Raw genomic sequence first — 26,016 nt, 5'->3', positions numbered from 1 at the left:
CGGCTCACAAAATTCAATATTGCGCTAAAAATTGTTGCCGTCGTCTGTCAGCCGCGTCGTAACGGCACTCTACCGTTTTGTCATTTCCACACAAACAACAGTGCTTCTCTGTTCGCCCGTGCTGAAGATTCGTGCCGGGTTGAAATGAAAAATCCTTTTAAATCAATCTTATTAAGCTGTCTTTAACACGCTGGTCGTGGTTGTTACCACTCCGTATTTGGTGTGTTGTCTTATGGTATACCAAGTTTTGACATTCCGTAATACGCAATGCTATACCGTTTGCGACATTTGATTAACATTTGATCTACATCTCAGAGGGTATTGTTATGCATCCGGATATTCGTAAGACCTTTGTTGCCACCGAGACTACCTGGGTCGACGGTGGTCGGGCCGCGGCCGAGCCGCTGGTGATGATCGCGGCGGCAGCCGTGGTGAAGAATCCCTGGGCCGGGGAGGGCTTCGTTGAGGATCTGGCGCCGAAAATCCGCGAGATGGGACCGGTACTGGGGGAATTACTGACCGGCATGATCATCAAAGAGGCTGGTTCCGGCGAGAAGGTCCAGGCCTTTGGTAAGAGCGCAGTGGTGGGGTTGAACGGCGAGCTGGAGCACGCCTCGGCGCTGATCCACACCCTGCACTTCGGCAACCACTACCGTTCGGCGGTAGAGGGCAAAAGCTACCTTGCGTTTAACAACACCCGGGGTCCGGCGGCATCGCCGATTCTGATCCCGATGATGGGTAAAAACGACGAAGGCAGCCGCGAACACTACCTGACTTTCCAGTTCAACATTAGCGATGCGCCGTTCAGCGATGAAATCGTGGTGGCACTGGGCGCGGCGCTGGGGGGCAGACCTCATCACCGTATCGGTAACCGTTATCTCGACTTAAAAGAGTTAGGCCATGATCCGAAAAACCCTGCGGCTGTCTGAGCCGAATCTGCGCGTCGGCTACCTGGAAGCGGGCCAGGGCGCGCCGCTGGTGCTGATTCACGGCGTGGGTATGAATGCCGATGCCTGGTATCCGCAGCTCGAAGCCCTGAGTCGCCGCTACCGGGTGATTGCGCTGGATATGCCCGGCCATGGCGAAAGCGAAGGTTTCCACCAGACGCCCGCGCTTGAGGATTATGTCCACTGGGCCGGCGCCGCCATTCGCAGCCTGGTACAGGGGCCCTGTGCCGTGGCGGGCCACTCCATGGGGGCGCTGATCGCCGCCGGGCTGGCCATTGAATATCCGCAGTGGATTAGCCATGCGATTGTTATCAGCGGCGTATTTCGTCGCGATCCGGCGGCCCGCAAGGCGGTACTTTCCCGGGCGCTGGAGCTGGCTAACGGCGGAGGCCAGACCGATGCGCCGCTGGCGCGCTGGTTTAGCGATGCCCCACGGGAGCAGGTGCTGCGCCGCCAGGTCGGCGAATGGCTGCACCAGGTCGACAGACAGGGCTATGCCCGGGCCTATCAGGCCTTTGCCGACGGCGACAGCACTTATGCCGGGCGCTGGGGCGAGATCGGCTGCCCGGTACTGGTGATGACCGGCGAGTACGACGCCAACTCCAGCCCGGCCATGGCGCACCAGATGGCGCAGGCCACCCCCGGCGCCCGGGCCGTGATTGTGAAAAACGCCCGTCATATGCTGAGCCTGACCGATCCTCAGCCGGTGAATGACGAGATTCTGACTTTTCTTGGCGCGCCACATCAGAGCGGGCGTGCCGGACAACAGCATGAAGGAGTGACAGATGGACGCGGATAAGCGCAGACAACTACGCGATGCCTTCGGCGCCTTTATGACCGGGGTGACGGTGGTCACTACCGTTAATAAAGCGCAGCAGCCCATTGGTTTTACGGCTAACTCATTTTCATCGGTTTCTCTCGATCCGCCGCTGCTGCTGGTGAGCATCGATAATCGTTCGGCCAACCTGAGCCATTTCGCCGAAGGTGAACGCTTCGCTATCAATATTCTTTCCGAGCAGCAGAAAGAGGTGTCGGGCCGCTTCGCCCGCCCGGGCGAAGACCGTTTCGCCGCCACGGCGTGGCGCAGGGGGGAGCACGGCACGCCGCTTATCGACGGCTGTTCGGCCTGGTTTGAGTGCGCCCGCTGGCAGACCATCAGCGCTGGCGATCACCAGATCCTGATTGGCGAGGTACTGGCCTTCGATTCCTGCGGTACGGCAGGGCTGGGCTACTATCGCGGCGCTTACTTCACACCGGCGCAAAACGCTGAAAACCTGGCGGCAGGTCCGGAAGTGGTGGTCAGCGCGCTGATTGAAGCCAGCGGCCAGGCCGTGATGGTGAAGCAGCAGGATGGCCGCTACCGTCTGCCGTCGCGATCTGTGGCGGGGGGCAGCGTGGGTGAAAGCCTGGAAGCGCTGCTGAAAGAGCTGGATGTTCCGGCGAATCCAGGGCTGGTCTACTCGGTCTATAACGATCGCCAGCGCAACCAGCAGCATATCGTCCTGCACTGCGCGTTGCCGGTAGGGTCAACGCTGAACCCGCCCGCACAGCCGGGCTGTGAGTGGGTGGCGCTGCCGGTGATTCCGGATCTGCCGGTTCAGGATTTTGCCCTGAAATCACTGCTCAACCGCTTTGTGCGCGAGAGCGCCATGGGCAACTACGGACTCTATTACGGCGACGAGCAGCGCGGGTCCATTAAGCAATTTGCTGTCTGACGGTAAACGGGAGAGCGTTATGAAACTGTCTTTATTTGTCCATATGGAGCGCACCTCTGCCGAAACGCCGCAGCGTCAGCTCTATGACGAAATGATTGAGCTGTGCGAGATGGCGGATAAAGGGGGCATGCACGCGGTATGGACCGGTGAACACCATGCGATGAACTTCACCATCGCCCCCAATCCTTTTATCAACCTGGCGGATCTGGCGCGCCGCACCTCCCGGGTACGACTGGGCACCGGCACCATAGTGGCGCCGTTCAACCATCCGATCCGCCTGGCGGGCGAGGCGGCGATGACCGATATCGTCACCGACGGGCGGCTGGAACTGGGTATCGCCCGCGGTGCTTATATGTATGAATACGAGCGCATGCTGCCAGGGCTGACCGCCTGGGACGCCGGGCAGCGGATGCGCGAACTGATTCCGGCGGTGAAAAAGCTGTGGGAAGGCGATTACGCCCACGACGGTGAATTCTGGTCGTTCCCTTCCAGCACTTCAGCACCGTTACCTCAGCAGCAGCCTCATCCGCCCATCTGGGTGGCGGCCAGGGACCCAAACAGCCATGAGTTTGCGGTGAAAAACGGCTGTAACGTGCAGGTCACACCGCTCAGCCAGGGTGAGGAGGAGATAGAACGCCTGGTCAGTTGCTTTAAAGAGGCCAGGGCGCAGTTCGCCCCGGAGCAACCCCTGAAAATCATGCTGTTACAGCACGGTTACGTGGCGGAAGATGAAGCGGATGCCCAACAGGCGGCCCGGGAGCTTAACCGCTTCTATAACTACTTCGGCGCCTGGTTTAAGAATGAACGCCCGGTTAGCCAGGGGCTGATTGAGCCGCTGAGCGACGAAGAGATCGCCGCCAATGCCTTCTTCACGCCGGAGATGATGCGTAATAACCTGGCCATCGGTACGCCGAACGAGGTCATTACCCGTCTGAAGCACTACAAGGATCTGGGCTACGACGAGTTCGCTTTCTGGATCGACAGCGGCATGTCGTTCGGGCGCAAAAAAGCGTCGCTGAAACGCTTTATCCATTCGGTATTACCGGAATTCCACTAACAGAGAGGCGGCGATGGAAACCTTCAAACTCTATATCGATGGCCGCTTTGAAGCGGGAGCGGCGCGCTTCCTCTCTCGTAATCCGGCCACCGGAGAACCCTGGGCCGAAATGCCGGAAGCGCGCGGCGACGAGGTGAATCGCGCCGTCATGGCCGCGCAGCGCGCCTTCAACGATCCGGCCTGGCGCGGGTTGACTGCGGGCGGGCGCGGCAAACTGCTGCTGCGGCTGGCCGATCTACTGGAAGCCAACGCCGACGAACTGGCGCGTCTGGAAACCCTGGATACCGGCAAGATCATTCGCGAAACCCGCGCTCAGATTGCCTATATCGCCGAATATTACCGCTACTACGCGGGGTTGGCGGATAAGATCGAAGGCCGGGTGCTGGCTATCGACAAACCGGATATGGAAAGCTGGATCCGCCGCGAGCCGGTGGGGGCGGTCGCCGCGATTGTCCCCTGGAACAGTCAGCTATTTCTGTCGGCAGTCAAACTGGGACCGGCGCTGGCTGCGGGCTGTACCGTGGTGCTGAAGGCATCGGAAGAAGCGCCCGCTCCGCTGCTGGCCTTTGCCCGGGTTATTGACCAGGCCGGTTTTCCGCCCGGCGTGGTCAATGTGATCACCGGCTTTGCCGCTGAGTGCGGTGCGCTGCTGAGCGCCCATCCGGCGGTGGACCACATCGCCTTTACCGGCGGGCCGGAGACCGCGCGCCATATCGTGCGCAACAGCGCAGAGAACCTGGCGCGCACCTCGCTGGAGCTGGGGGGCAAGTCGCCATTTATCGTGTTCGACGACGCGAATCTGGAAAGCGCCGCCAACGCGCAGGTGGCCGGTATTTTTGCTGCCTCCGGCCAGAGCTGCGTGGCGGGGTCGCGCCTGCTGGTGGCGGAAAGTATTAAGGAGCGCTTCCTGGCGCTGCTGACCCGTAAGGCAGAAGCCATCCGCATTGGCGCCCCGGAAGATCCCGAAACCCAGTTCGGGCCGCTGTGTACCGCCCGTCAGAAACAGCGGATTGAAGAGGTGGTCGGCAAGTCTCTGGAACAGGGAGCACGGCTGGTGACCGGTCATTATGCGCTGGAGCAGGGCGGTCACTACTATCCGCCGACCATCCTGGATTGCGATGGACATCCCGATGCGGCCTGCCTGCGCACCGAACTGTTCGGACCGGTGCTGTCGGTACAGTCGTTCCGGGACGAAGCCGAAGCGATACGGCTGGCCAACGACAGCGCCTATGGCCTGGCCGCAGGCGTCTTTACCCGGGATCTGGCCCGGGCCCACCGGGTGACCGGGGTGTTGCGGGCCGGTGTGGTCTGGCTGAATACCTACCGGGCTATCTCGCCCATGGCGCCGTTCGGCGGCTATGGCGAATCCGGCTCCGGGCGGGAAGGGGGCATCAGCGCCGCGCTGGAGTACACCACCACCCGCACCGTGTGGCTACGCACCAGCGATGAGCCCATCGACGATCCCTTTGTGATGCGTTAACCGAAGTCGCGGCGCCGGTTCACGGCGCCGCTAACAGGAAATCCGTAACCCGCAGTTCAGGCGAGCCATGGCGCGCCGGGTCTGCTACGGCCTTTTGTCAGGGAAAACACCGCGAACCTGTACCCATTTCTTTCCCGGAGGAGGCGACCATGCAAGCCCGGAAAGCGTTTATTGAAAATAAGTCTATCGACTATGTGCCCGCCGCCGAGCGGCACGGTCACCCCCGCAGCCTGTTTACACTCTGGTTCTGCACCAATATTGCGCCGCTGGCGGTGGTGACCGGCGCCGCCGCCACGCTGACGTTTCACCTTAACGTGTTGTCGGCGATAACGGCTATCGTGGCGGGTCATCTGTTCGGCGGTCTGTTTCTGGGGCTCACTTCCGCTCAGGGTCCCCGTGCCGGGATACCGCAGATGGTTCAGAGCCGGGCCCAGTTTGGGCGCTATGGGTCGCTGCTGGTGATTGCGTTTGCCTCGGTCATCTACCTGGGCTTTTTTATCTCGAATATCACGCTTTCCGGCCGGGTGATCCATAACGTACTGCCGTCGATCGGTATTACCAGCGCCACGCTGTGCGGCGCCGCGGCCGCTACCTTTATAGGCGCGGTCGGGTATCACTTTATTCACCGTCTTAACCGCATTGGCGCCTGGGTGATGGGAGCGGCGCTGCTGGCGGGGCTGGCGATGATCTACAGCCATCCGCTGCCCGCGGATTTCTGGGCGCGCGGCAGTTTTACGCTTTCCGGCTGGTTCGCCACCTTCTGTCTGGGGGCGGTATGGCAGATTAGCTTCTCGCCTTATACCTCTGACTATTCGCGCTATCTGCCGGAAGATTGCGGGGTACTGAAACCGTTTTTGTATACCTGGCTCGGCGCCTGCTGCGGCACTATCCTGGCGTTTCTGTTCGGCATGTCGGCGGTCAGCGTCACCGGCGGCAGCGACGCCATGGACGCGGTGCGCCAGGCCACCGGCTGGCTGGGTCCGCTGCTGATGGTACTGTTTCTGCTGAATATCATCTGTCATAACGCCATGAATCTCTACGGTGCGGTACTGTCGCTGATCACCGCGGTACAGACCTTTGTGCCGGACTGGCGGCCATCGGCCCGCGGGCGGCTGCTGTGCTCCGCGGTGGTGCTGGTGGGCTCGGTACTGGTGGCGCTGGCGGCCTCATCCAACTTTGTGAACCTGTTCCTGAACCTGATTCTGGCGCTGATCTCGGTGCTGGTGCCCTGGGCGATGATCAATCTGATCGACTTCTATCTGATCCACGGTCAGCGCTACGATGTGGAATCGATCTTCCGGGCCGACGGCGGTCGCTATGGGCGGGTAAACCGTAAGGCGCTGGGCATTTACGCCTTCGGTATCCTGGTGCAGTTGCCCTTTATGAAGAACGCCTTTTTCTCTGGCCCTTATGCCGGACTGGTGCCGGGCACCGATATTTCGTGGATTATCAGTATGGCGGCCATTGCGATCGCCTGGCCGCTGTTTAACGGTCGCGCCGAACTGTGGTGGACCCGGGCGCAGCGGGAATAACGGGATTGGGGGAGGAAATATTTTCCTCCCTGGCTTACGCGTCGCGACAGCTAATTGGCCATATGCCTGTGCTATATTCCGAAACCTGGAGAGGTGGATCGGGAATCAAGACAATATGTCCAGGAAAGAGATAATAACGGATTTGGTTATTTGTGGTATGGTCGTGGCGGCCATGTATTACGGCCATATCTATATCGCGTTCTGTATTCTTTTTGGTCTGGGGATTATCCGACTGGCGCCGCTGCGTGGGGCGATCTTCGGTTTTCTGAAAAATGCGTATGTCCTCAAATTTTATAATGTGGTGATTTGGTTTTTTTCTTATCTGATCGCTTTGAAAATACTGAGTTTTGCCAGCGGCGTCAGCGAAGATAATTTGAAATATTCCCCCGCAATATTGGGAGTGCCTGTTTCGGTGCTTCTGGTTTGGGCACTGATTATGCTGGCCTCTGCGCTGTCGGGTATGATTGTTTCAGTCTATAGCCAGTTTTCTCCTGTTATTCCCGGTGGCATGAAGCAGTCCATTGAGTCCTCAGGTTTTATGTTGTTACTGCGGCGTGGCATTTATCTGATGATACTCACGGCTCCATTACCTGTCCTGGCGGTATTTTCCACTCCCTGGATTGCCCGGGTGGCTCTGCTGGCGGATGCCTCCTTTATTTCCCCCTGCGGACCAAAAGCGGCAGACCGTATGTATTTAAAAATCAATGATACCCAGTGCTACCGGTTTACGCTGGATCGATATCTGTTAACCCGTGATCCTGTTATTCAGGAGATGAAATCCGCTAAATAATGCCGGACGCGCTGTCCGGCACCGTGGTTACGCAGGCTGAATTTGCCTCAGCCCTGCCAGCGCCTGCTCCAGATAGCGGCGCGGGCACCCGAGGTTAAGGCGGATAAAGCCCCGCCCCGTGGGGCCGAAACTGGCGCCCATTGAAGGGATAATACCTGCCTGTTCGGTTATCCGCTGCTTCAGGGTATCGTCATCCAGCCCCAGGGCGCGGCAGTCCACCCATAGCAGATAGGTGCCCTGGGCGGGCGTGATTCTGGCCCAGGGCAGATGCTGAGCCGCCTGCTTGCAAAACCAGCGCCGGTTTTCCGCCAGCCAGGCCAGCAGTTCATCCAGCCACCCGGCGCCGTGGCGTAGCGCCGCCGTGGACGCGGTCAGCGACATGGCGTTGAACACATCCAGCCCGTGGGCGTCCAGACGTTGCAAAAAACGCTGACGCAGCGTGGCATCCGGAATCAGGAAGTTAGACAGACGCAGCGACGACAGACCAAAGGTCTTACTGGGGGCGGTGGCGGCGATGATGCGCGGGTGCCAGCGCGAGTCCAGATGCAGTACCGAGGTAAAGCGGTTACCCGGCAGCAGCAGATCGGCCCAGATTTCGTCGGAAAGCAGGGTGACATCGTAGCGTTCGCACAGCGCCAGCAGGCGGGTCAGCTCGTCGGCAGACCAGCAGCGTCCGGTAGGATTATGGGGATTACACAGAATCATCAGCGGTGGCCGATGGCGCTGGAACAACTGCTCCAGTTGGTCGAGATCCATCCGGTAGCCGAACTGAGGATCCTCGATCAGGGGATTTTCCAGTAGCGCGCGGCCGTTAAGGGTGATGATTTTGGCGAATGAGCCATAGTAAGGCCCCTGAATCACCACGCCATCGCCGGGCTGGCTGAGCATCTGCAACAGCAGCGCCAGCCCGGGGACCACGCCTTCCACGCAGCAGATCCACTGCGAGTCCAGCGTCAGGTTGTGTCGTCCGGCAAACCAGGCCAGTAGCGCATCGTCATACGCCTGATTGCGGGTGCTGTAGCCGAAGACACCGTGATCCGCCCGCTGGTGCAGGGCGGCCAGCACCGCCGGTGGTGCTGCGAAGTCTACGTCCGAAACCCACATGGGGAGCCCGGAGCCGTCCACCGCATCCCACTTCACCGAACCGGTGCCGCGGCGCTCAATAATCCGATCGAAATTCTCTGTCATGGTCTGGTCCTTATTATTCCGCAACCGGTTGAGGCTGAGGCTGTGTCTTTGATTGCGGCAGTCGGGCGATGCCAAAACCGGTAAAGCCGTAGATCAGCGCGAAGAAGATAGCGGCGTAGCACTGGACCGCCCAGGGCAGCAGGTCGAGGGTACTGACCCCCAGAGTGGTCGCCATATAGACCCCGGCGGAGGTCCAGGGCAACAGCGGTTCGATCACGGTTCCGGCGTCTTCGATGGTTCGCGACAGATTCTTGTTATCGAGCCCCATCCGGCGGTAGGCGTTTTTAAACAGTTCGGCAGGCACCAGCAGCGCCAGCTTGCCGTCGCTGGTGGCGCCGGTTACCAGAATGGTGGTGCCGATGGTGGCGGCAATCAACTGGCCGGTGGTACGGATAATGGTCAGCAGACGGTTGATTATCACGGTCAGAGCGCCGGTGAGCGTCAGGGCGCCGGCAAAAGAGAAGGCGCAGAACACCAGCAGAATGGTGCTCATCATCGAGAACATGCCGCCGCGATTGAGCAGACGCGGCACATCGGCGACCACTCCGGCGTTGCCATGGTCGAACATGGTGATGTTAAAGCCATCCATAAAGGCATCCAGCCCCTGTTTCAGGCTCAAACCCTGTAGCGCAATCCCAAGGACGATGGCCAGCAGGCAGGCAAACAGCATCAGCGGAATCACCGGCTTTTTACGTACTGCGCCCCACAGTACCAGTACCGGCGGCAGAATCAGCACGATATTAAAGTGGTACAGCCCTTCCAGGTTGGCGATGATATCGGTGACGCGCTGGGGCGTGGCCACATTGCCGATCATGTCGCTATGACCGGCCAGCAGATAGACCGCGGCGGCCAGCAGGAAGCTGGGGATAGTGGTATAGAGCAGGTGTTGGATATGCTCGAACAGCGTGGTGTCCGCCACGATGGCGGCGAAGTTGGTGGAGTCGGAAAGCGGCGAAATTTTATCGCCGAAGTAGGCGCCGGAAACCACGGCGCCCGCCGCTGCAGGCAGGGAGACGTCCAGCCCGGCGGCCACCCCCATCAACGCCACTCCGACGGTACCGGCGGAGCCCCAGGAGGTACCGGTACAGACCGATACCACGCTGGTCAGAAAGAAGGCGGCGATCAGAATATACTGGGGGCTAATCAGCTTCAGGCCCCAGTAAACCATGTAGGGAATGGTGCCGCTGAACATCCAGGTGCCGATCAGGCCGCCGACGCAGATCAGGATCATAATCACCGGCATCGCCTTCGCCAGTTTGCTGACGATGGAGTCGATAATCTCATCCCAGCTATAGCCCTGCCACAGCGCCAGAGCCGCCGCGATGGCCGCTGAACACAGCAGCAGCGGTTCGATACGCAGCCCCGCCACGCCGTAGCCCACAATCAGCAGCGCCAGCATGGCGACAATAGGCAGTAGCGCCAGCCCGAGCGACAGCGTTTTTTTGTTGTTCTGTTTCGCATTCATGTTGATGCTCCTGGTCGAAGAGTGGGCTTCAGGGTAGGCGCAATGGCGGCAGGCTAACGTGATCGGGAATGGCTCGCCATGTAACCGGTTACATGGCGATGGAAAAGATGAACCCGATCACATCATTATCCATTGACCCGCGGGCAGACCGAGTCTCTGACCACCAGTTCGGCGCAAAAGCCGTTACTGCGCGGCGGCGGGGTCTGTCCCCGGTAAAGCTGAATCGCCAGTTGACCGGCCTGGCGGGCCATGGTCTCCACCGGGTAGTGGATGGTGGTCAGGGCAGGATGCAGGTAACGGGCCAGCACCACATCGTCGAAACCGACCAGCGACAGACGTTCGGGAAGCGCCACCCCCTGCTGATGCAGGATGCGCATAATGCCGGCGGCCATCACATCGTTAAAGGTAAAGGCGGCGGTAAATGGAACACCGTTGTCCAGCAACTGACGGGCCGCCTGTTCGCCGCCTTCCTCGTTAAAAGGCACGCTGATAATCCACTCGTGGGGCGGCGTAATGCCGTACTGCGCCAGCGCTGAGCGGTAGCCTTCCAGACGCTGGTGGCGATCGTCGATGGGCAGATCCGAGGTGATGCAGGCGATGCAGCGGTGGCCGTTTTCCAGCAGATGCAGGGTGGCCTGCATGGCGGCAGCGTGATTTTCCAACCAGACGCAGCGGTTAGCCATGGCGGCAATATAGCGGTTCACCAGCACCATTCCGGGAGTATGGGCGGCGTAGCGCAGCAGGTCGCGATCGCTCAGGCGACTGGCGTGCACCACAATGACTTCACAGCCCTGGTTAATCAGAAAATCGAGGCCGGATTTCTCCATGCTTTCCTGGTGGCCGCCGCTGCACACCATCAGGCGGAAACCGTGCTGTCGGGCGACTTCCTCAACGCCCCGGGCCAGCCGGGCAAAAAAGGGGTCGGCAAGGTTGCCGGTCAGCAGGCCGAGCATATCGCCGCTGCGTTTCGCCAGCGCCAGAGCCGCCGCATTGCGCCGGTAGTTGAGTTCGCGCATGGCTTTTTCGACCCGCTCCCGGGTCGCTGGCTCCACCCAGGCGGTTTGATTGATCACTCTTGAAACGGTGGCGGTGGAAACGCCCGCCAGTCGGGCGACGTCTTTGATGGTTGGCATGACGGTGCCGCTCTCCGGTTAAGGAACATCGAACGACAGCATTGTACGCCGGGAAAAGGGGAGCGGCAGAACGCCGTGCCGGAGATGAGATCCGGCGCAGCGTATGGTGGGATCACTGAATATCAGTGACGTCGTGAATCTTCGCGCTAAAGCCGGTTTTGGCGACCGCCGCCAGCAGCTTCTGGTTATCAAAATCCGCCGGGACGACCACATCGGCCTGATGGGTTTTCATCGACGCTTTGGCTTTGATAACGCCATCGGTGCCGCGCAGCGCTTTGTTGATTGAGATAACGCACAGCGGGCAGGTCATCTGACTGACATCGAGCGTCACTTTTTTGTTGGCGGCCCAGCCCAGAGGGGCAATCAGCATCAGCGCCAGGCAAATTATCTTTTTCATTCCATCGTTTCCAGTATCCAGGGTAGCACCCAGGGGTAGGTGATGAGCAGCAACACCAGCGGGACCGACAGCCAGTAAAGCCATTCCAGCACCCGACGGCTGACTACGTTAACGCAGATGGGCTTCGGCGACAGATAAAGCCGCCAGAAACCGCGCGCCATCAGGCCGACTGACAGAATAATCATCGGGATCTGCAGCCAGTCCAGCGCCGGAATGCCAATCAGTCCGGCGGCGGAGATGCCGAACAGCAGATAGAGCAGCGGCCCGATACAGCACAGCGTGGAAGCACCCGCGGCCACCAGTGCCGCCAGCAGGGTGACCAGGCCGCTCTTAACGCCGTTCGACGCTGACATAGTCATAACTGAATGTTGCCGGATCGTAGAAGTTGAGCGGATCGCCATCCACTTCCGCATAAGGATAGCCAAGGTTGTTGACGTCGCCCTGTTCCGCTTCTGGAGAGAGGGCGAAATCGCGGCCGAAGTTAAAGCCCACCCAGTTCATCTCCCAGTTGCCGAACAGATAATCGTTCACCGCTTTCACGGCCGGAGAGTCGTTCTCTTGCTTTTCGGCCAGACGCATTTTGGTAACGTCTGCCGGGTCGGCCGGAACCCAGCCAAAGCCCGCCAGCCAGAACATGGCCCGGCAGTGCTGGCCGCCGCTGATTTTTGCCACGCCCTGGGCATCTGCGCTGCCGAAGGCTTTTTTCGAATAGTCCGCCAGTTTGTGGGTGGCTCCCAGACGAATACCGAACATTTCGCGGGCCGGAATGCCTGCGGCGCGGCACAGCGCCACAAAGACCGAGTTGATGTCGGTGCATTTGCCGCCCAGTTTGCCGGTTTTCAGGATCTCGCCCACGTCTCCGGTGCCGCAGCCGATAACCGACTCGTCGCGATGCATATTGCTGCTGACCCAGTCATGGATCAGGCGCGCCTGTTTCAGCGGGGATTTTTCGTTGCCGATAATCTTGTGCGCGGTCTCTTTAACCACGCCGTCGATGGCGATATGCGGGGTGGCTTTCAGCCAGGGCTGAATGGTGTCTGGAATGACGGCGTCCTGTTCTGGTAGCTGCCAGTCGGCCAGTTTATTCTGTTTCAGCACTTCCCAGTCGCGGGTTTCGATGGTCATTTCGACCTTCAGCTCCAGCTTGCCTTCGGAGTCCGGCCAGGTGACGAACAGCATCTTCGCGCCGTAGCGGTTATTGGCGTTGAGTACGGCCTTCTGGTAGTTGCCGCTAAAGGAGAGATTTACCAGCTGCTGGAAGTCGGTATTTTCGGGCACCGGCACCCACAGATTGACTTTGCCTTCGGAACCTTCCGGCACCTTCAGGTTGTAAGTCTGGGTCATGACAAAACGGCGCCATTGGCTGGAAGCGGAGACGGCGGGCTGCTTAGCGCTTTTGGTTTCAGACCAGACCGGGCTGACCAGCCCCAATGTAGAGAGCGCCGCCGCGCCTTTAAGAAAGTTACGCCTTTCCATTCGTCATCCTTTCGTCACCAGAAAAAGCTGGAGCTTAACCCCGCACCTGCGGAGGTCGGGCGTCATTATGCGACTATCGGAACACGTGGACAATCATTGCAACCGCTTTCTCCCGCCCCGGGAGGCGCCGGAGAATGAAAAAAAAGAAAAATACACTGCACTTTTTCCCGGGAATGCCGATAACCAGAATACCGGTAAAACCCTTTCCAGGACTCTGAGGGCATGATGGATAATTTCCAGAAAGATATTGATGACAGGGTGAATCTCACGCTATCGAACCGCTTTGAACTGCTGTTGTTTCGCCTTGGTCCATCTGAACACGATGGAAAATCGGAGCTGTTCGGCATTAACGTATTTAAACTGCGCGAAATCGTACCGATGCCTGACTACACCAAACCGGTTGGGGTGCGGCATCCGGTACTGGGAATGGTGAATATTCGCGACCAGATAATCCCGGTGATTGACCTGCCCGCGGTTCTGGGCTGTCGCCCTTCGGGCGGGATGAATATTTTGCTGATTACCGAGTACGCGCGTACCGTTCAGGCCTTTGCCGTGGAGTCGGTGGAAAATATCGTGCGTCTGGACTGGACCCAGATTCACACCGCGGAAAAACTGGTCAACGGGCAGTACATCACAAGCGTAGCCCGGCTGGATGACGATCCGACCAGCAATAACCTGGCGATGGTGATCGACGTGGAACAGGTGCTGCACGATATCGTTCCCACCAAACACGACCTGCACGCCACCCATAACGATCTGCCGCAGATTGACATTAAGCCGGGGTCGGTGGTGATTGTCGCCGAAGATTCCAAAGTGGCGCGCGCTATGCTGGAAAAAGGGCTACAGGCCATGAAGCTGCCGGCGTTGATGCATGTGACCGGCAAGGATGCATGGCTGAAAATCGAGGAGCTGGCCGCCCAGGCGCAGCAGGAAGGCGTGCACATCAGTGAAAAGATCGCACTGGTGCTGACTGACCTGGAAATGCCGGAAATGGACGGCTTTACTCTGACTCGTAAAATTAAAACCCACAGCCAGTTGCAAAGCATTCCGGTGGTCATTCACTCATCACTTTCCGGCAGCGCTAACGAGGAACACGTCCGCAAAGTGCGAGCCGACGGCTATGTCGCCAAGTTTGAGATCAACGAGCTGTCGTCGGTTATTACGCGGGTGATGCGTTAGCGGGCGCCAGACAGGCAGAAATCTATTCCTGAAAAAATCCACGCCGCAGCGTGGATTTAATCGGTTACTCGCTAGCCGTTTGCGGCATACGCGATTTTTTGGCCCGCTGCTTACGCAGCCTGTCGATCAGCCGGTGCGCTTCGGCATGGCTGGCGACGGTGGGCGACGATCCGCTCAGCGGCTTTTGAGCCGTTTCGCGCAGCGTCAGCACGGTGATCAGGCCGATGACTCCGGCACCCATCATATAGTACGCGGGCATCATGACATTCTGGGTGGTATCCACCAGCCAGGCGGTGACCAGCGGCGTGGTGCCGCCAAACAGTGAAACCGACAGGTTAAAGCCAATGGCCAGAGCGCTGTAGCGAATGTGGGTGGTAAACAGCGCTGGCAGCGTGGCGGGCATGGTGCCGCTAAAGCAGGTATGCAGAATACCCAGCACCGCAAGGCCGGCAAAGACCGCCAGCAGATTTCCCGACCCGATCAGCATAAAGCTCGGAATGGACAGCAGCAGCAGCCCGATAGCCCCCAGGGCAATTACCGGGCGACGGCCGATACGATCCGTCCAGTGGCCCCACATCAGAGTCAGCGGCATCATCACAAACATAATGACCATCACCAGCAGCAGACCGGTGAGTTCACTCATCCCCAGTACGCTGGTGAGATAGCTGGGCATATAAGAGGTCAGCATATAATTCGACACGTTAAACAGCAGTACCAGCCCCATACATTTGAGGATCTGATTGCGATTCTGGTGCAGCATTTTTAACAGGCCGAGCTGCGGCTTGCTGTGCTCCAGGGCATCCTGTTTTTCCATATGCTCTTTAAACGCCGGTGTCTCTTCGAGCTTAAGGCGGATATAGAGGCCAAAAATGCCTAACGGCGCGGCCAGGAAAAAGGGGATACGCCAGCCCCAGTCGAGCATCGCCTGTTCCGGCAGCAGAGCGGTCATGAGGGTAACCAGGCTGGCGCCCAGCAGGTAACCTCCCAGAGTGCCAAATTCCAGCCAGCTTCCCATAAAGCCGCGCCGCTTATCGGTGGAATATTCGGCAATAAAGGTCGCCGCACCGCCGTATTCACCGCCGGTGGAAAAGCCCTGCACCAGGCGAGCGACCAGCAGCAGGATGGGCGCGGCGATGCCAATGCTGCCATAGTCGGGGATGAGTCCGATACAGAAGGTGCCGATCGACATCATGATCATCGTCAGGGCGAGGATCTTCTGGCGGCCAAAGCGGTCGCCCAGCGGACCAAACACCATTCCGCCGATGGGGCGCACCAGGAAGGCGGCGGCAAAGGTGCCGAACGAGGCAATCAGCTGTGCGGCGCCGCTGGCATCGGGGAAAAAGACTTTGCCGATAATCACGGCCAGATAGCTGTATACCCCGAAGTCGAACCACTCCATGGTATTGCCCAGCGCGGCAGCGCCAACGGCGCGCTTTAATAGTTTGCGGTCAACAATAGTAATATCGCTAACGGTTAATTCCTGTGCCGATGGCTTATGGTTATTCTGGTTATTCGGTATCGATCCTGTGCTCATAAACTCCCCGTAAATCTGGATGGAGCACTCTTATAGCTTTCGCTGCCGTCACGCTTATACAGTAAGGAAAGCTATAAAAGGCCGGTAATACCGCCATTCCCGTAAAAATGGCGGCCGACCACCTTAAAGAAAACGGCATCATGGCGCAATCCCGGATAATTAACCCCCGGTTATTGCATGGCGTCTTTATTAATAATGAGAAACTTAAATAAACATATTGATATATTATCCGGATGCTTTTTCTTATTATGATGAGAATGACCCTAAACTAACTGTACGTTTTAGATGCAATCCTTACAGGCAAAGGATGCTATCATTGCCGGCCACTTTATCCGGAATGCTTACTGTGACCTCATTTGCCGAACTCAACGCGCTGTCCGCGCAACAGCTTTCTAACCTTAACGAACTGGGCTACCTGACCATGACGCCGGTTCAGGCCGCGGCGCTACCGGCGATCCTCGCAGGAAAAGACGTGCGGGCGCAGGCGAAAACCGGCAGCGGTAAAACGGCGGCCTTTGGTCTGGGGCTGTTGCAGCGCATTGATGGCGGACGTTTTAATACTCAGTCGCTGGTGCTGTGCCCGACCCGTGAACTGGCCGACCAGGTGGCAAGCGAACTGCGCCGTCTGGCCCGGGCGATACCTAACATCAAGGTGCTGACTCTGTGCGGCGGCGTGCCGTTCGGCGCCCAGCGTGATTCGCTGACTCACGCGCCTCATATTATTGTCGCCACGCCGGGTCGCCTGCTAGATCACCTGAAGAAAGAGACGGTCAGCCTGGCGGCGTTGCAGACCCTGGTGCTGGATGAAGCCGACCGGATGCTCGATATGGGCTTTGCCGATGCCATCGATGAGGTCATCACCCATGCTCCCGCTCAGCGCCAGACGCTGCTGTTTTCCGCCACCTGGCCCCAGGCGATTGCCGCCATCAGCCAGCGTATTCAGCGCTCTCCGCAAACCATTGAGATTGATGCGGTGGATGAACTGCCCGCGGTAGAGCAGCGCTTCTACGAGGTGCCGCGCAGCGGCAAAATCGCTCTGCTGCAACAGCTTCTGAGCCGTGAACAGCCCGCTTCCTGCGTGGTGTTCTGCAATACCAAAAAGGATTGTCAGGCGGTGTGCGATGCCCTGAATGAAAGCTGCCAGAGCGCGCTGGCGCTGCACGGCGATATGGAGCAGCGCGATCGTGACCAGACCCTGGTGCGTTTTGCCAACGGCAGCAGCCGGGTACTGGTGGCGACCGACGTAGCGGCGCGCGGGCTGGATATCAAGGCGCTGGAGATGGTGATTAACTACGAACTGTCGTGGGACCCGGAAGTGCACGTGCACCGCATTGGTCGTACCGCCCGGGCCGGTAAAAGCGGTCTGGCCATTAGCCTGTGCGCCCCGGAAGAGGCCCAGCGCGCCAACCTGCTGGAAGAGATGCTGAATATCAAACTCCAGTGGCTGCCGCAGCCCGGCGGGCTACGCATCACGCCACTGGAGGCCACGATGGCGACGCTGTGCATCGACGGTGGCAAAAAAGCCAAAATGCGCCCTGGCGATATTCTGGGCGCGCTAACCGGTGAAATGGGTCTGGACGGCGCCGATATCGGCAAGATTGTGATCCACCCCATGCATGCTTACGTGGCGGTAAAGCAAAGCCAGGCGCGCCATGCCTGGAAGCAGCTACAGCAGGGCAAAATTAAGGGCAGGGCGGTGAAGGTGCGGTTGTTGAAGTAGCGGGATAAACAGCAGGCTTTTCAGCCTGCTGCTCCAGCGGATGTTAGCACGGCATTTTAAACGACTTGCCCAGCGGTGCGATTCGAATTCCTTCGGGCAGACGGGTCCACGGCAGATCCTGGCTGTCGGCTTTCATTTCTCCCCGGGATTTCGCCACCAGAATAGCGCTGGCGATCGGCTGGAAGTCAGCGCGAAAATGAACGGAGCTTTTCACCACCAGAATGCTTTCCTGTTCCGGGTTAATTCCGCCCAGCCGGAACAGGTTGCGGTCGAGCATCTGCGACTTAACGCTGCTGACCACGACCTTAATGTTGCAATGCCGCAGCGTCACTACGGGGCCGACATCAACGGCAATGCCGTGCATCATCGGACCGTCGAATCGACACTTTCCTTCACTGATCTCATCCACGATAAATGTGTCGTTAACGGCCGGATCGCCCTGGGTATCGCTTTTGCCACCCAGGGCTAATGTCACCGGTTTTCCCTTGCCAGCAGCGATAGCCGCTTTCACGGCTTCTGGATCCAGCAGTAATCCCAGGGCGGCATTGGCATCTGCCGCGATCAGCGCATGCAGAATGCCGGTGGTATCGCCACTGCCGCCAGCGCCAGGGTTATCCTGGGTATCTGCAATGATAACGGGGCGGGTTGCCGTGAGCGCCAGCTTCTGCGCCTGGGCAACGGCCTCTTCCGGTGAAAGAAACTCTACCGCCCAGGCGGATTCGGCATTGCAGACGGCGTCGCGAAGCATCCTGACGGTGCGTTCCACCGCTGCTCCGTCGCTTCCGTAGCCCCAGACCACGGGGCCGCATTCCGGGAAGTCTGCGGCGGGGAATCCCGGTGCGAAAGACAGCGAACTGACACCCGGCTGTTTTTCAAGTTCTTCCAGCAGTTGATAGATTCCTTTCGCAGGCTCCATAAAGGTGCACATCCCATTAATGGGGATCAGAAATGGAATGCGGGCACTTTCCTGAATCAAGGGGCCATTGGCCGCATTCAGCAGTAATTCGTAAGCTTTTTGCCCCGTTGCCGCCATATCGACATGGGGATAAGTACGGAAAGCCACCATTGCCGTTGCGTGGTGCAGCATGGCGTTCGTCACGTTGGCATGCAGATCCAGGCTAACGATAATCGGTGTATGGTCCCCCACGGTTTCACGCATTCTGCGCAGTAGCTCGCCTTCGCCGTCGTCATAATGTTCCGCAACCATTGCGCCGTGTAGATCCAGGTAGACCGCATCGGGCTTTAACTCCCGGGCCTGAGCAATAATCTGCTGGCAAATTCTCTCGTAAGCCTCCTGCGTAACCTGTGCGGACGGGCTGGCCGCGGTCCAGATAACCGGTAGCAGGGTGTGTCCATCCCGGCTGGCGGCCTGAATAAATCCTCCGGCAGGAATGTTGGTTTCGGCCAGTTCGAACATTTTTTCACCGTGCTGCATGGCGGGGAAACCTTCTCCTTTAACAAAGTTGTCCCATCCGGCTTTGTTTAAGGCAAAGGTGTTGGTTTCGTGCTGAAAGCCCGCGATTAAAATACGCATTTCACTACTCCGTTCAGATTTTTTTCTGGAAAAGAATGGCGATGGCACCCGTAAACAGTAGTACCGTCATGAAGATAAGGCCATGGGTCAGCGATCCGGTGGTTTGCTTGATCCAGCCCATAATGGTTGGGCTGACAAATCCGCCGATCAGGCCAAAGCTGTTGATAAGCGCAATACCTCCGGCGGCGGCAGTGCCCTGCATGATTTTTGATGGGATGGCCCAGAAAGTGGTATAGGAGGCCCACATCAGCCCGGTTGCCAGGGTGAGCAGAAGCATGGCGATGGGAAAGCTTGCCGTGAAATTAGAGAGCAACAGCGCTGTGCCGGCGAACAGCGCCGTAAGGGCCACGTGCCAGCGGCGTTCCTGAAATTTATCAGAGCTCCAGGCAAAAACGATCATACCAATCAGCGCAGTAACGTAGGGAATGGCTGTTAGCAGACCGATTGTCATGGTGTCCCTGATTCCGTGAGATTGCAGAATGGTGGGAAGCCAGAAGCTCATGGCATAAATGCCGCAAATCAGGCCGAAATAGGTCAGGCTGAGGCCGTAGATGGCCGGATTTTTCAGAACCGATCTGAAGGCGCTATGCTTTTGTCGGGTCTGATTAAGTGATTGCGCGATCTCCTTTTTTTCTGCATCGGTCAGCCAGCGGGCATCTTCAGGTTTATCAACAATATAGAACCAGGTGATGATACCCAGCAGTACGCAGGGCAGCCCCTCCAGCATAAACATCCACTGCCAGCCCTGAAGACCGTGAGTCTGATGAAAATGGGTCATGAGCCATGTCGATAGCGGTGCGCCGATGATGCTGCCAATCGGGCCGGCAAACATCAGCATTGCCATCGCTCCCGCCATACGTCTGGCCGGGAACCATAACGTGAGGTAGTAAATGATGCCTGGAGCGAAGCCTGCCTCGAATACACCCAGCATGAAACGAAGCAGGTAAAACATACCCGGCGAGGAGACGAACATCATACAGGCTGATGTTAGCCCCCAAAGCACCATGATGCGCACCAGCGTTTTTCGGGCTCCCGTGCGGGCCATATAAAGATTGCTGGGGATTTCAAAGATTACGTATCCCAGAAAGAATATGCCCGCACCCAGTCCGTATGCTGCATCACTAAGATTAATCGCATCCTGCATCTGGAGTTTGGCAAAACCCACGTTAATACGATCCAGATAGGCGAACATATAGCAGAGCGCCAGAAATGGAAGAATGCGCCAGTAAACTTTTTTATAAGTTTTATCCGAAACACAACCATCTGTATTTAAAGTACTTACCTGAATATACGTTGAAGACATCGGCGTACCTCTCGACTTATGTAAGGTGGCAACTTTTGTTAGCGGCTGCTGTTGTTTTTGGTTAAATCAATGTTGATATAAAGTAAACATTTAGTTGATTGTGTATACTAATGCATCACTGATGGCGTAAATGCTTGCTTTAATCTTTCAAATAGCGGTATTGGTCATGTTTTTTTCGCTCCAAAACGGTTAACTGTTAGCCAAAAATCACGGCTTGTTGACTTCAAGTGCACGAAAAAAGGGAACCGTTAACTAATGCAAGAGTTGAGCCAGACCAGGCTGAAATATTTCTATGAAGTTCTGAACAGTGGTTCAGTACGTGCGGCGGCAGAAAGGCTTGCGCTTTCGCCTTCGCTCATCAGCAGGCAAATCCAGCTTCTGGAACAGGAAGTGGGCTTCACTCTGTTTGAAAGGCGCAAAGGGCGGCTGGAAGCGACAGAAGTGGCTGCGGTGATCGCTGACTATTACCGGGGCTATCTCTCTTCACAGGAATACCTGGCCTCGCGGCTGTCTGAAATTAAAGGAATGCAGCGTGGCAATGTGAAGGTGGCTATCAGTGAGGGCGTAGCGGAGATGATGGTGCATGAGGTGCTGATGCCATTTTATGCCAGCCACCCGGGGGTTCACGTTGAGCTGATGATGGAGTCCGTAAACAGCATCATTGATAAAGTCAGAACAGACGCCGTGCATCTTGGCGTGTGTTTTAATCCGCCTGAACACAGTGAAATCGCCGTGCTGAAAAAAGCAGAGCAGCCGGTAGGGGTGGTTTTCCGTTCGGATCATGCTCTTGCTGACCCTTCTCGTATGCTTCACCTGGCCGAAGCGCTACGTTATCCCTACGCGATGATGACGGCAGACTACGGACTACGGCGGTATATCAACCTGATCGAGTTTCAGCACAAAGTGAAGTTTGATGTGGCGTTGACGACCAATTCTTTGCAGGTGCTAAAACAGTTCGTACTGAGCGGCGCAGGCGTAGCGCTGATGGCCTCTCCGATACTCTGGGGCAGCGCCATGCAGGAACAGACCCGCCTGCGGCACATTGAGGACGTCACGCTCAATGCGCCGGAATTTTGCCTGCTGTCGCGAAAAAACAGACCGTTGTCCACGGCGGCGCTTCATTTGATTGATGCGATAAAGAACCGTCTTTCGGTGTTTATGTCGAACTAAGTTAAGTGGTTTGGGGCTTATTGTGGGTTCAGCGTGGATTGATATGCGCCATAGCACGCCAGATGATACCTGTAAGATTATGAGGGGCGATTAAGCAAATCAGGTTATCTGCAATGCGGAAGTCACGAACGATTTTACAGCTTTTGCTTTAGTTTTTTCGGCTGAGAGGGGATTTACATGCCCTTCCTAGAGTTTATTCTTACTCTCAAATTTTTATGTGCGTAGAAAATATAATATCGGCAGTCGTTAGATTGTAGGGCACCACGTAATAGTGTTTGAGGTCTATTAAGCTTGACATCTGATTGACCTTTTTTTCTTAAAAATAGCTCAGTTACGATAGTTCGCTCAGAGCTGAAAATTACTACTCGCCAGTATCCGTTTCTGGCACATAGTGGTTCCTTTAGAAGCACAAATGGTTAGTCTCAGGACAAGCGTAAACTTTAATAACATCGCATTATGTTAATGCTTGAGTAATAGAAAAATGAGAATAATAAAATGACCCGATTCGGAGGTATAGATCCTCTCTCTTGTTTCAGTCATGGCAGCACTTGTTGTCGAAGAGGTCTTACAATTCATTCGGGCACTAGCGGATTTCAGCAAACGTGGTCGTGCGGCGATTTATATGCACTCTAACGGCTATGTTAGCTGGCTAAAGGTCCCGACTGGTATCTTAAAGGTATCTTTATCGTAATGATGAGTATCATCGAATTGTCGCCTTCAAGTCACTGACAAGCGCCTCAGTCCGCTTTTCTAAAGTAGCAATCATAAGACCTTTTTTATCCTCTACACTAACCAGTGAATAGAATGGTTCACTATTCGTGCAGGATAAACGTGAGATTGTAAAGTCATCATGATGAGGTATTAATGCGCGATAGTTTCCTTCAGAGATAAACATAAAGCGGGCATTAGGATGCTTGCTAAGTAACATATATTCATTTTTGCAAAAAAAAGTGTCGCGCGTATCATACTTCATGGCAAGCTCGAAGCCGAATTTGAGAATGGAAAGTGTCTGTACATTAAACGCAATGCATGAAATGTAGCCAATAATAAATAGCGGAGCGAAAATTGACATTGAATAATTAATGACAATAGGTTTTTTTTTCTTTGTCTGCGAGGTGATAGAGGATAAAAAAGCAATAAAGATAAAGTAAATGAAATAATAGAAGATAAAAATAAAAAATAACGCCGTGATTATCGTCATGAGTTTGTTGAATGTGGTGTCGAAAGGGATATCAAATGAATTAGATATTAGCGAACGTGCGAGATAGTATGAGATTAATGACGCTAGTACCCATGAGTATTTAACTGCCAGTTTTACTCTCAGAGCTATGGTTTTTTCTTTATTATCGATTGACTTTATATGAGATGCAATGGTGTATATAATTGATGTTGCAGTCATGAAAATTAATGTAATCGGGATGAGGATGTTGATATGACTGAAAATTTTAAAAGAAATGCAAGTTAGCAAAAACAGCAATGTCGAAAGTAATGCTGCCCTTGGTGTTTTTTTATGATTTTTCCGAATGCGAGTAGTAGTTTGATTAAACGATGCTTTATTCCAGTAAAAGTGTACGATTAGTCCGCTGAAAATAATCATTCCCAGCCAAATAATAATGGGGTATAGCGGCATTCTCTTCGGCGTGACGATGAGTATTGCCATATAGAACAATAAAAAGTGTGCTATACCAAGGTTTAATGAGAACCATATTTTTTTCATCGAAAATCCTTTTTAATAATGAGTTGTTTTATTGATTTTTAGAGAGCGTTTTTATAACAGATACCAGCGATAACAGGAAAGTAAAATTATGGTTGCGGAAAGGAAAAAAGATGAATTGCAATGGATTTAATCAACATGTCAGAGGTATATTCGATAATTTTTTCCATTCCCATAAAAAAATCCACGCAACCGCGTGGATTTTTGTGTTTTACCCGTCTTAGCAAGATTCAGCGAATCCCCTAAGACAGCAGTAGCGCTTTAGACGTTAAACAAGAAATTCATCACATCGCCATCCTTAACGATATACTCCTTGCCTTCGGCGCGCATCTTACCGGCCTCTTTGGCACCCTGTTCGCCCTTGTAGGTAATAAAATCCTCGTAGGCGATGGTCTGGGCGCGGATAAAACCTTTTTCGAAGTCGGTGTGAATTTTACCGGCCGCCTGTGGGGCGGTGGCGCCAACCGGAATGGTCCAGGCGCGCACTTCTTTTACGCCTGCGGTGAAGTAGGTCTGCAGGTTCAGCAGCTCATAACCGGCGCGGATCACGCGGTTCAGGCCCGGCTCTTCCAGACCCAGCTCCTGCATAAATTCGTCGCGCTCGTCGTCTTCCAGCTCGGCGATATCGGCTTCTACGGCGGCGCAGACCGCGACCACCACTGAACCTTCACCGGCGGCGATTTCGCGGACCATGTCCAGGTACGGGTTATTTTCGAAGCCGTCTTCGTTAACGTTGGCGATATACATGGTGGGCTTCATGGTCAGGAAGCTCAGGTAACGGATCAGCGCTTTCTCTTCTTTGCTTAGATCCAGACTACGCAGCATGCCGGCCTGCTCCAGCTGCGGCAGGCACTTTTCCAGCACCGCCAGTTCGGCTTTAGCGTCTTTGTCGCCGCCTTTGGCCTTCTTTTGTACCCGGTGGATGGCGCGCTCGCAGGTGTCCAGATCAGACAGCGCCAGCTCGGTGTTGATCACTTCAATGTCTTCTGCCGGATTCACTTTGCCCGCGACGTGAATGATATTGTCGTTCTCAAAGCAGCGCACCACGTGGCCGATAGCTTCGGTCTCACGGATGTTCATCAGGAACTGGTTGCCCAGACCTTCGCCTTTGGATGCGCCTTTCACCAGGCCCGCGATATCCACGAACTCCATGGTGGTTGGCAGCACGCGCTGCGGTTTTACGATTTCGGCAAGTTTGTCCAGACGCGGATCGGGCATCGGCACCACGCCAGTGTTCGGCTCGATAGTACAGAACGGGAAGTTCGCCGCTTCAATGCCTGCTTTGGTCAGGGCGTTGAACAGAGTGGATTTACCCACGTTCGGCAGACCGACGATACCGCATTTGAATCCCATGGTTTAGATCACCTTAATTGCTTGATAATCATCAGGTTATAGGTTGCCTGATGATGAAAAACGAATGACTATGGCTATTATACACCTAAACCCGGCGCCCAGGGGGGAGAAATCCCGCCCGTGGCCGGGACAGGGGGCTACTGCGCTTTAAAGCTATGCAGCCGGCTGGTTGCCTTCGCCAGCCCCTCTTTAAACCACACTTCGGTGCAACGCGCCGCTTCGTCTACGGCTTCGTCAATCAGCTTCTGCTCGGCCGCCTGAGGTTTACCCAGCACAAAACCGACAACCTTGTTTTTATCGCCCGGATGGCCGATTCCTACGCGAAGACGGTGAAAGTTGGGGTTATTGCCCAGCTTGCTGATGATGTCTTTAAGCCCGTTATGGCCGCCGTGACCGCCGCCGAGTTTAAATTTCGCCACACCCGGGGGCAGGTCGAGCTCATCGTGGGCCACCAGAATTTCGTCCGGATTAATTCGGTAGAAACCCGCCAGTGCAGCCACCGCTTTACCGCTCAGGTTCATAAAGGTGGTGGGGACCAGCAGGCGCACATCTTCGCCATTAACCTTGATGCGTGCGGTATAACCGAAGAATTTTGCCTCTTCTTTCAGCGGCTGGCCGTGGCGCTCAGCCAGCAGATCCACATACCAGGCCCCGGCGTTATGGCGGGTGGCGGCATATTCCGCCCCCGGATTGGCGAGGCCGACAATCAGTTTAATCGTCACATCACTGTCCTAAAGGGTTTTGACCTGCGCGCTAGTGTACTGTGCCGAAGGCGCGATGACAAAAGGCGTGCGCCGCTTTGGTTATGAATGATAATAATCACTGATACCAATCATTCAAAAAGGAAGATGTTCAGTAGGTTATTTGTAAAGTTTTGTTAGTCAAATATTCTGAGTTGTGATCGATACCGCACACATTGAAATGAGGTATTGCCTATACTTTGACTTACAAGGAAAGGGGATATTCCCTGGCGACCCAAGGTTCCGGAGGTGACAGATGAAACGCAAAAACGCTTCATTACTCGGCAATATGTTGATGGGGTTGGGGTTAGTGGTAATGATTGGCGGCGTAGGCTATTCCGTACTTAACCAGCTTCCACAGTTTAATTTACCAGAATTTTTAGCCCACGGTGCGGTATTCAGCATCTTTGTTGGCGCAATTCTGTGGCTGGCGGGGGCACGTATTAGCGGTCGTGAACGGGTAACAGATCGCTACTGGTGGGTACGGCACTACGATAAACGCTGCCGTCGCAGCGGCGGCAGGCAGCATCGTCACGGTTGATGCTCGTTCGCCAGGTCATGAAGAAGGCGCCGTCTGATACGGCGCTTT

23 protein-coding genes are annotated in these 26,016 nt (G+C 56.0%); 11 read left to right on the top strand and 12 right to left on the bottom strand.

What is annotated here, in order from left to right:
* The first annotated feature begins 326 nt into the window (after positions 1 to 326).
* From FEM41_RS19470 to FEM41_RS19440, 7 genes are all read left to right on the top strand, one after another.
* Positions 327 to 929, top strand: a complete 603-nt coding sequence (locus tag FEM41_RS19470; RefSeq protein ID WP_138097828.1) for an amino acid synthesis family protein — start codon at positions 327 to 329, stop codon at positions 927 to 929.
* Positions 901 to 1,746: an alpha/beta fold hydrolase gene (locus tag FEM41_RS19465; RefSeq protein WP_138097827.1), complete on the top strand. Its 846-nt coding sequence runs from the start codon at positions 901 to 903 to the stop codon at positions 1,744 to 1,746. The genes FEM41_RS19470 and FEM41_RS19465 overlap by 29 nt, the downstream gene beginning before the upstream one ends.
* A complete protein-coding gene (locus FEM41_RS19460) occupies positions 1,733 to 2,662 on the top strand; it encodes a flavin reductase family protein (protein WP_241666527.1) in 930 nt (309 codons plus the stop codon). The genes FEM41_RS19465 and FEM41_RS19460 overlap by 14 nt, the downstream gene beginning before the upstream one ends.
* A gap of 19 nt (positions 2,663 to 2,681) precedes the next feature.
* Complete coding sequence (locus tag FEM41_RS19455) at positions 2,682 to 3,719, top strand: LLM class flavin-dependent oxidoreductase (protein WP_138097826.1); 1,038 nt, start codon at positions 2,682 to 2,684, stop codon at positions 3,717 to 3,719.
* A gap of 13 nt (positions 3,720 to 3,732) precedes the next feature.
* Entirely contained in the window at positions 3,733 to 5,199 is a 1,467-nt protein-coding gene (locus FEM41_RS19450) for an aldehyde dehydrogenase (protein ID WP_138097825.1), read from the top strand.
* A gap of 149 nt (positions 5,200 to 5,348) precedes the next feature.
* On the top strand, positions 5,349 to 6,731 hold the full coding sequence (locus FEM41_RS19445) for a purine-cytosine permease family protein (protein WP_138097824.1): 1,383 nt from the start codon (positions 5,349 to 5,351) through the stop codon (positions 6,729 to 6,731).
* Between the two features lie 115 nt (positions 6,732 to 6,846).
* Positions 6,847 to 7,521, top strand: coding sequence for a hypothetical protein (locus FEM41_RS19440; RefSeq protein WP_138097823.1), 675 nt, complete (start codon positions 6,847 to 6,849; stop codon positions 7,519 to 7,521).
* Between the two features lie 27 nt (positions 7,522 to 7,548).
* On the opposite strand, the gene FEM41_RS19435 is transcribed toward FEM41_RS19440, so the two are convergent.
* The 6 genes from FEM41_RS19435 to FEM41_RS19410 form a co-directional block, all read right to left on the bottom strand.
* Positions 7,549 to 8,709 carry a MalY/PatB family protein gene (locus tag FEM41_RS19435; protein ID WP_138097822.1) on the bottom strand — a complete coding sequence of 387 codons (1,161 nt, stop codon included), beginning with the start codon at positions 8,707 to 8,709 and terminating at the stop codon, positions 7,549 to 7,551.
* A 13-nt stretch (positions 8,710 to 8,722) separates the two neighbouring features.
* A complete protein-coding gene (gene nhaC, locus FEM41_RS19430) occupies positions 8,723 to 10,174 on the bottom strand; it encodes a Na+/H+ antiporter NhaC (RefSeq protein ID WP_138097821.1) in 1,452 nt (483 codons plus the stop codon).
* 125 nt (positions 10,175 to 10,299) lie between these two features.
* Complete coding sequence (locus FEM41_RS19425; RefSeq protein ID WP_138097820.1) at positions 10,300 to 11,307, bottom strand: LacI family DNA-binding transcriptional regulator; 1,008 nt, start codon at positions 11,305 to 11,307, stop codon at positions 10,300 to 10,302.
* Between the two features lie 112 nt (positions 11,308 to 11,419).
* Positions 11,420 to 11,704 (bottom strand): heavy-metal-associated domain-containing protein, encoded by a 285-nt coding sequence (locus tag FEM41_RS19420; protein ID WP_138097819.1) that lies wholly within the window; start codon positions 11,702 to 11,704, stop codon positions 11,420 to 11,422.
* Entirely contained in the window at positions 11,701 to 12,057 is a 357-nt protein-coding gene (locus tag FEM41_RS19415) for a mercuric transporter MerT family protein (RefSeq protein WP_241666526.1), read from the bottom strand. Before FEM41_RS19415 ends, FEM41_RS19420 begins: the two co-directional genes overlap by 4 nt.
* Positions 12,035 to 13,180 (bottom strand): transglutaminase-like domain-containing protein, encoded by a 1,146-nt coding sequence (locus FEM41_RS19410; RefSeq protein WP_138097817.1) that lies wholly within the window; start codon positions 13,178 to 13,180, stop codon positions 12,035 to 12,037. Before FEM41_RS19410 ends, FEM41_RS19415 begins: the two co-directional genes overlap by 23 nt.
* A gap of 225 nt (positions 13,181 to 13,405) precedes the next feature.
* Between FEM41_RS19410 and FEM41_RS19405 the strand changes: the two genes are divergently transcribed.
* A complete protein-coding gene (locus FEM41_RS19405; RefSeq protein WP_138099266.1) occupies positions 13,406 to 14,359 on the top strand; it encodes a chemotaxis protein in 954 nt (317 codons plus the stop codon).
* A gap of 64 nt (positions 14,360 to 14,423) precedes the next feature.
* On the opposite strand, the gene proP is transcribed toward FEM41_RS19405, so the two are convergent.
* Complete coding sequence (proP, locus tag FEM41_RS19400) at positions 14,424 to 15,893, bottom strand: glycine betaine/L-proline transporter ProP (protein WP_138097816.1); 1,470 nt, start codon at positions 15,891 to 15,893, stop codon at positions 14,424 to 14,426.
* 346 nt (positions 15,894 to 16,239) lie between these two features.
* Here proP and dbpA point away from each other — a divergent pair, with 346 nt between their 5' ends.
* Positions 16,240 to 17,613: an ATP-dependent RNA helicase DbpA gene (gene dbpA, locus FEM41_RS19395; protein ID WP_138097815.1), complete on the top strand. Its 1,374-nt coding sequence runs from the start codon at positions 16,240 to 16,242 to the stop codon at positions 17,611 to 17,613.
* A 43-nt stretch (positions 17,614 to 17,656) separates the two neighbouring features.
* Here the strand turns inward: dbpA and FEM41_RS19390 are convergent, their stop codons facing one another.
* Positions 17,657 to 19,147, bottom strand: coding sequence for a M81 family metallopeptidase (locus FEM41_RS19390; protein ID WP_138097814.1), 1,491 nt, complete (start codon positions 19,145 to 19,147; stop codon positions 17,657 to 17,659).
* Positions 19,148 to 19,160: 13 nt separating this feature from the next.
* Complete coding sequence (locus FEM41_RS19385) at positions 19,161 to 20,339, bottom strand: MFS transporter (protein ID WP_206665536.1); 1,179 nt, start codon at positions 20,337 to 20,339, stop codon at positions 19,161 to 19,163.
* A 366-nt stretch (positions 20,340 to 20,705) separates the two neighbouring features.
* Here FEM41_RS19385 and FEM41_RS19380 point away from each other — a divergent pair, with 366 nt between their 5' ends.
* Complete coding sequence (locus FEM41_RS19380) at positions 20,706 to 21,620, top strand: LysR family transcriptional regulator (protein ID WP_138097812.1); 915 nt, start codon at positions 20,706 to 20,708, stop codon at positions 21,618 to 21,620.
* A gap of 700 nt (positions 21,621 to 22,320) precedes the next feature.
* Here the strand turns inward: FEM41_RS19380 and FEM41_RS19375 are convergent.
* The 3 genes from FEM41_RS19375 to pth form a co-directional block, all read right to left on the bottom strand.
* The gene (locus FEM41_RS19375) at positions 22,321 to 23,337 is read right to left on the bottom strand and encodes a hypothetical protein (RefSeq protein WP_196240466.1); all 1,017 of its coding nucleotides are present in this window, start codon (positions 23,335 to 23,337) and stop codon (positions 22,321 to 22,323) included.
* 258 nt (positions 23,338 to 23,595) lie between these two features.
* Positions 23,596 to 24,687 carry a redox-regulated ATPase YchF gene (gene ychF / locus FEM41_RS19370; RefSeq protein ID WP_138097811.1) on the bottom strand — a complete coding sequence of 364 codons (1,092 nt, stop codon included), beginning with the start codon at positions 24,685 to 24,687 and terminating at the stop codon, positions 23,596 to 23,598.
* Between the two features lie 137 nt (positions 24,688 to 24,824).
* Positions 24,825 to 25,409 carry an aminoacyl-tRNA hydrolase gene (gene pth, locus FEM41_RS19365; RefSeq protein ID WP_138097810.1) on the bottom strand — a complete coding sequence of 195 codons (585 nt, stop codon included), beginning with the start codon at positions 25,407 to 25,409 and terminating at the stop codon, positions 24,825 to 24,827.
* Positions 25,410 to 25,683: 274 nt separating this feature from the next.
* Here pth and ychH point away from each other — a divergent pair, with 274 nt between their 5' ends.
* Positions 25,684 to 25,968 carry a stress-induced protein YchH gene (gene ychH / locus FEM41_RS19360; protein WP_138097809.1) on the top strand — a complete coding sequence of 95 codons (285 nt, stop codon included), beginning with the start codon at positions 25,684 to 25,686 and terminating at the stop codon, positions 25,966 to 25,968.
* Positions 25,969 to 26,016: the final 48 nt, after the last annotated feature.

The organism is Jejubacter calystegiae (assembly GCF_005671395.1).
Taxonomy (GTDB): Bacteria; Pseudomonadota; Gammaproteobacteria; order Enterobacterales; family Enterobacteriaceae; genus Jejubacter; species Jejubacter calystegiae.
Note: the sequence above shows the minus strand (reverse complement) of the source record. Positions and strands in the feature narration are given on the sequence as shown.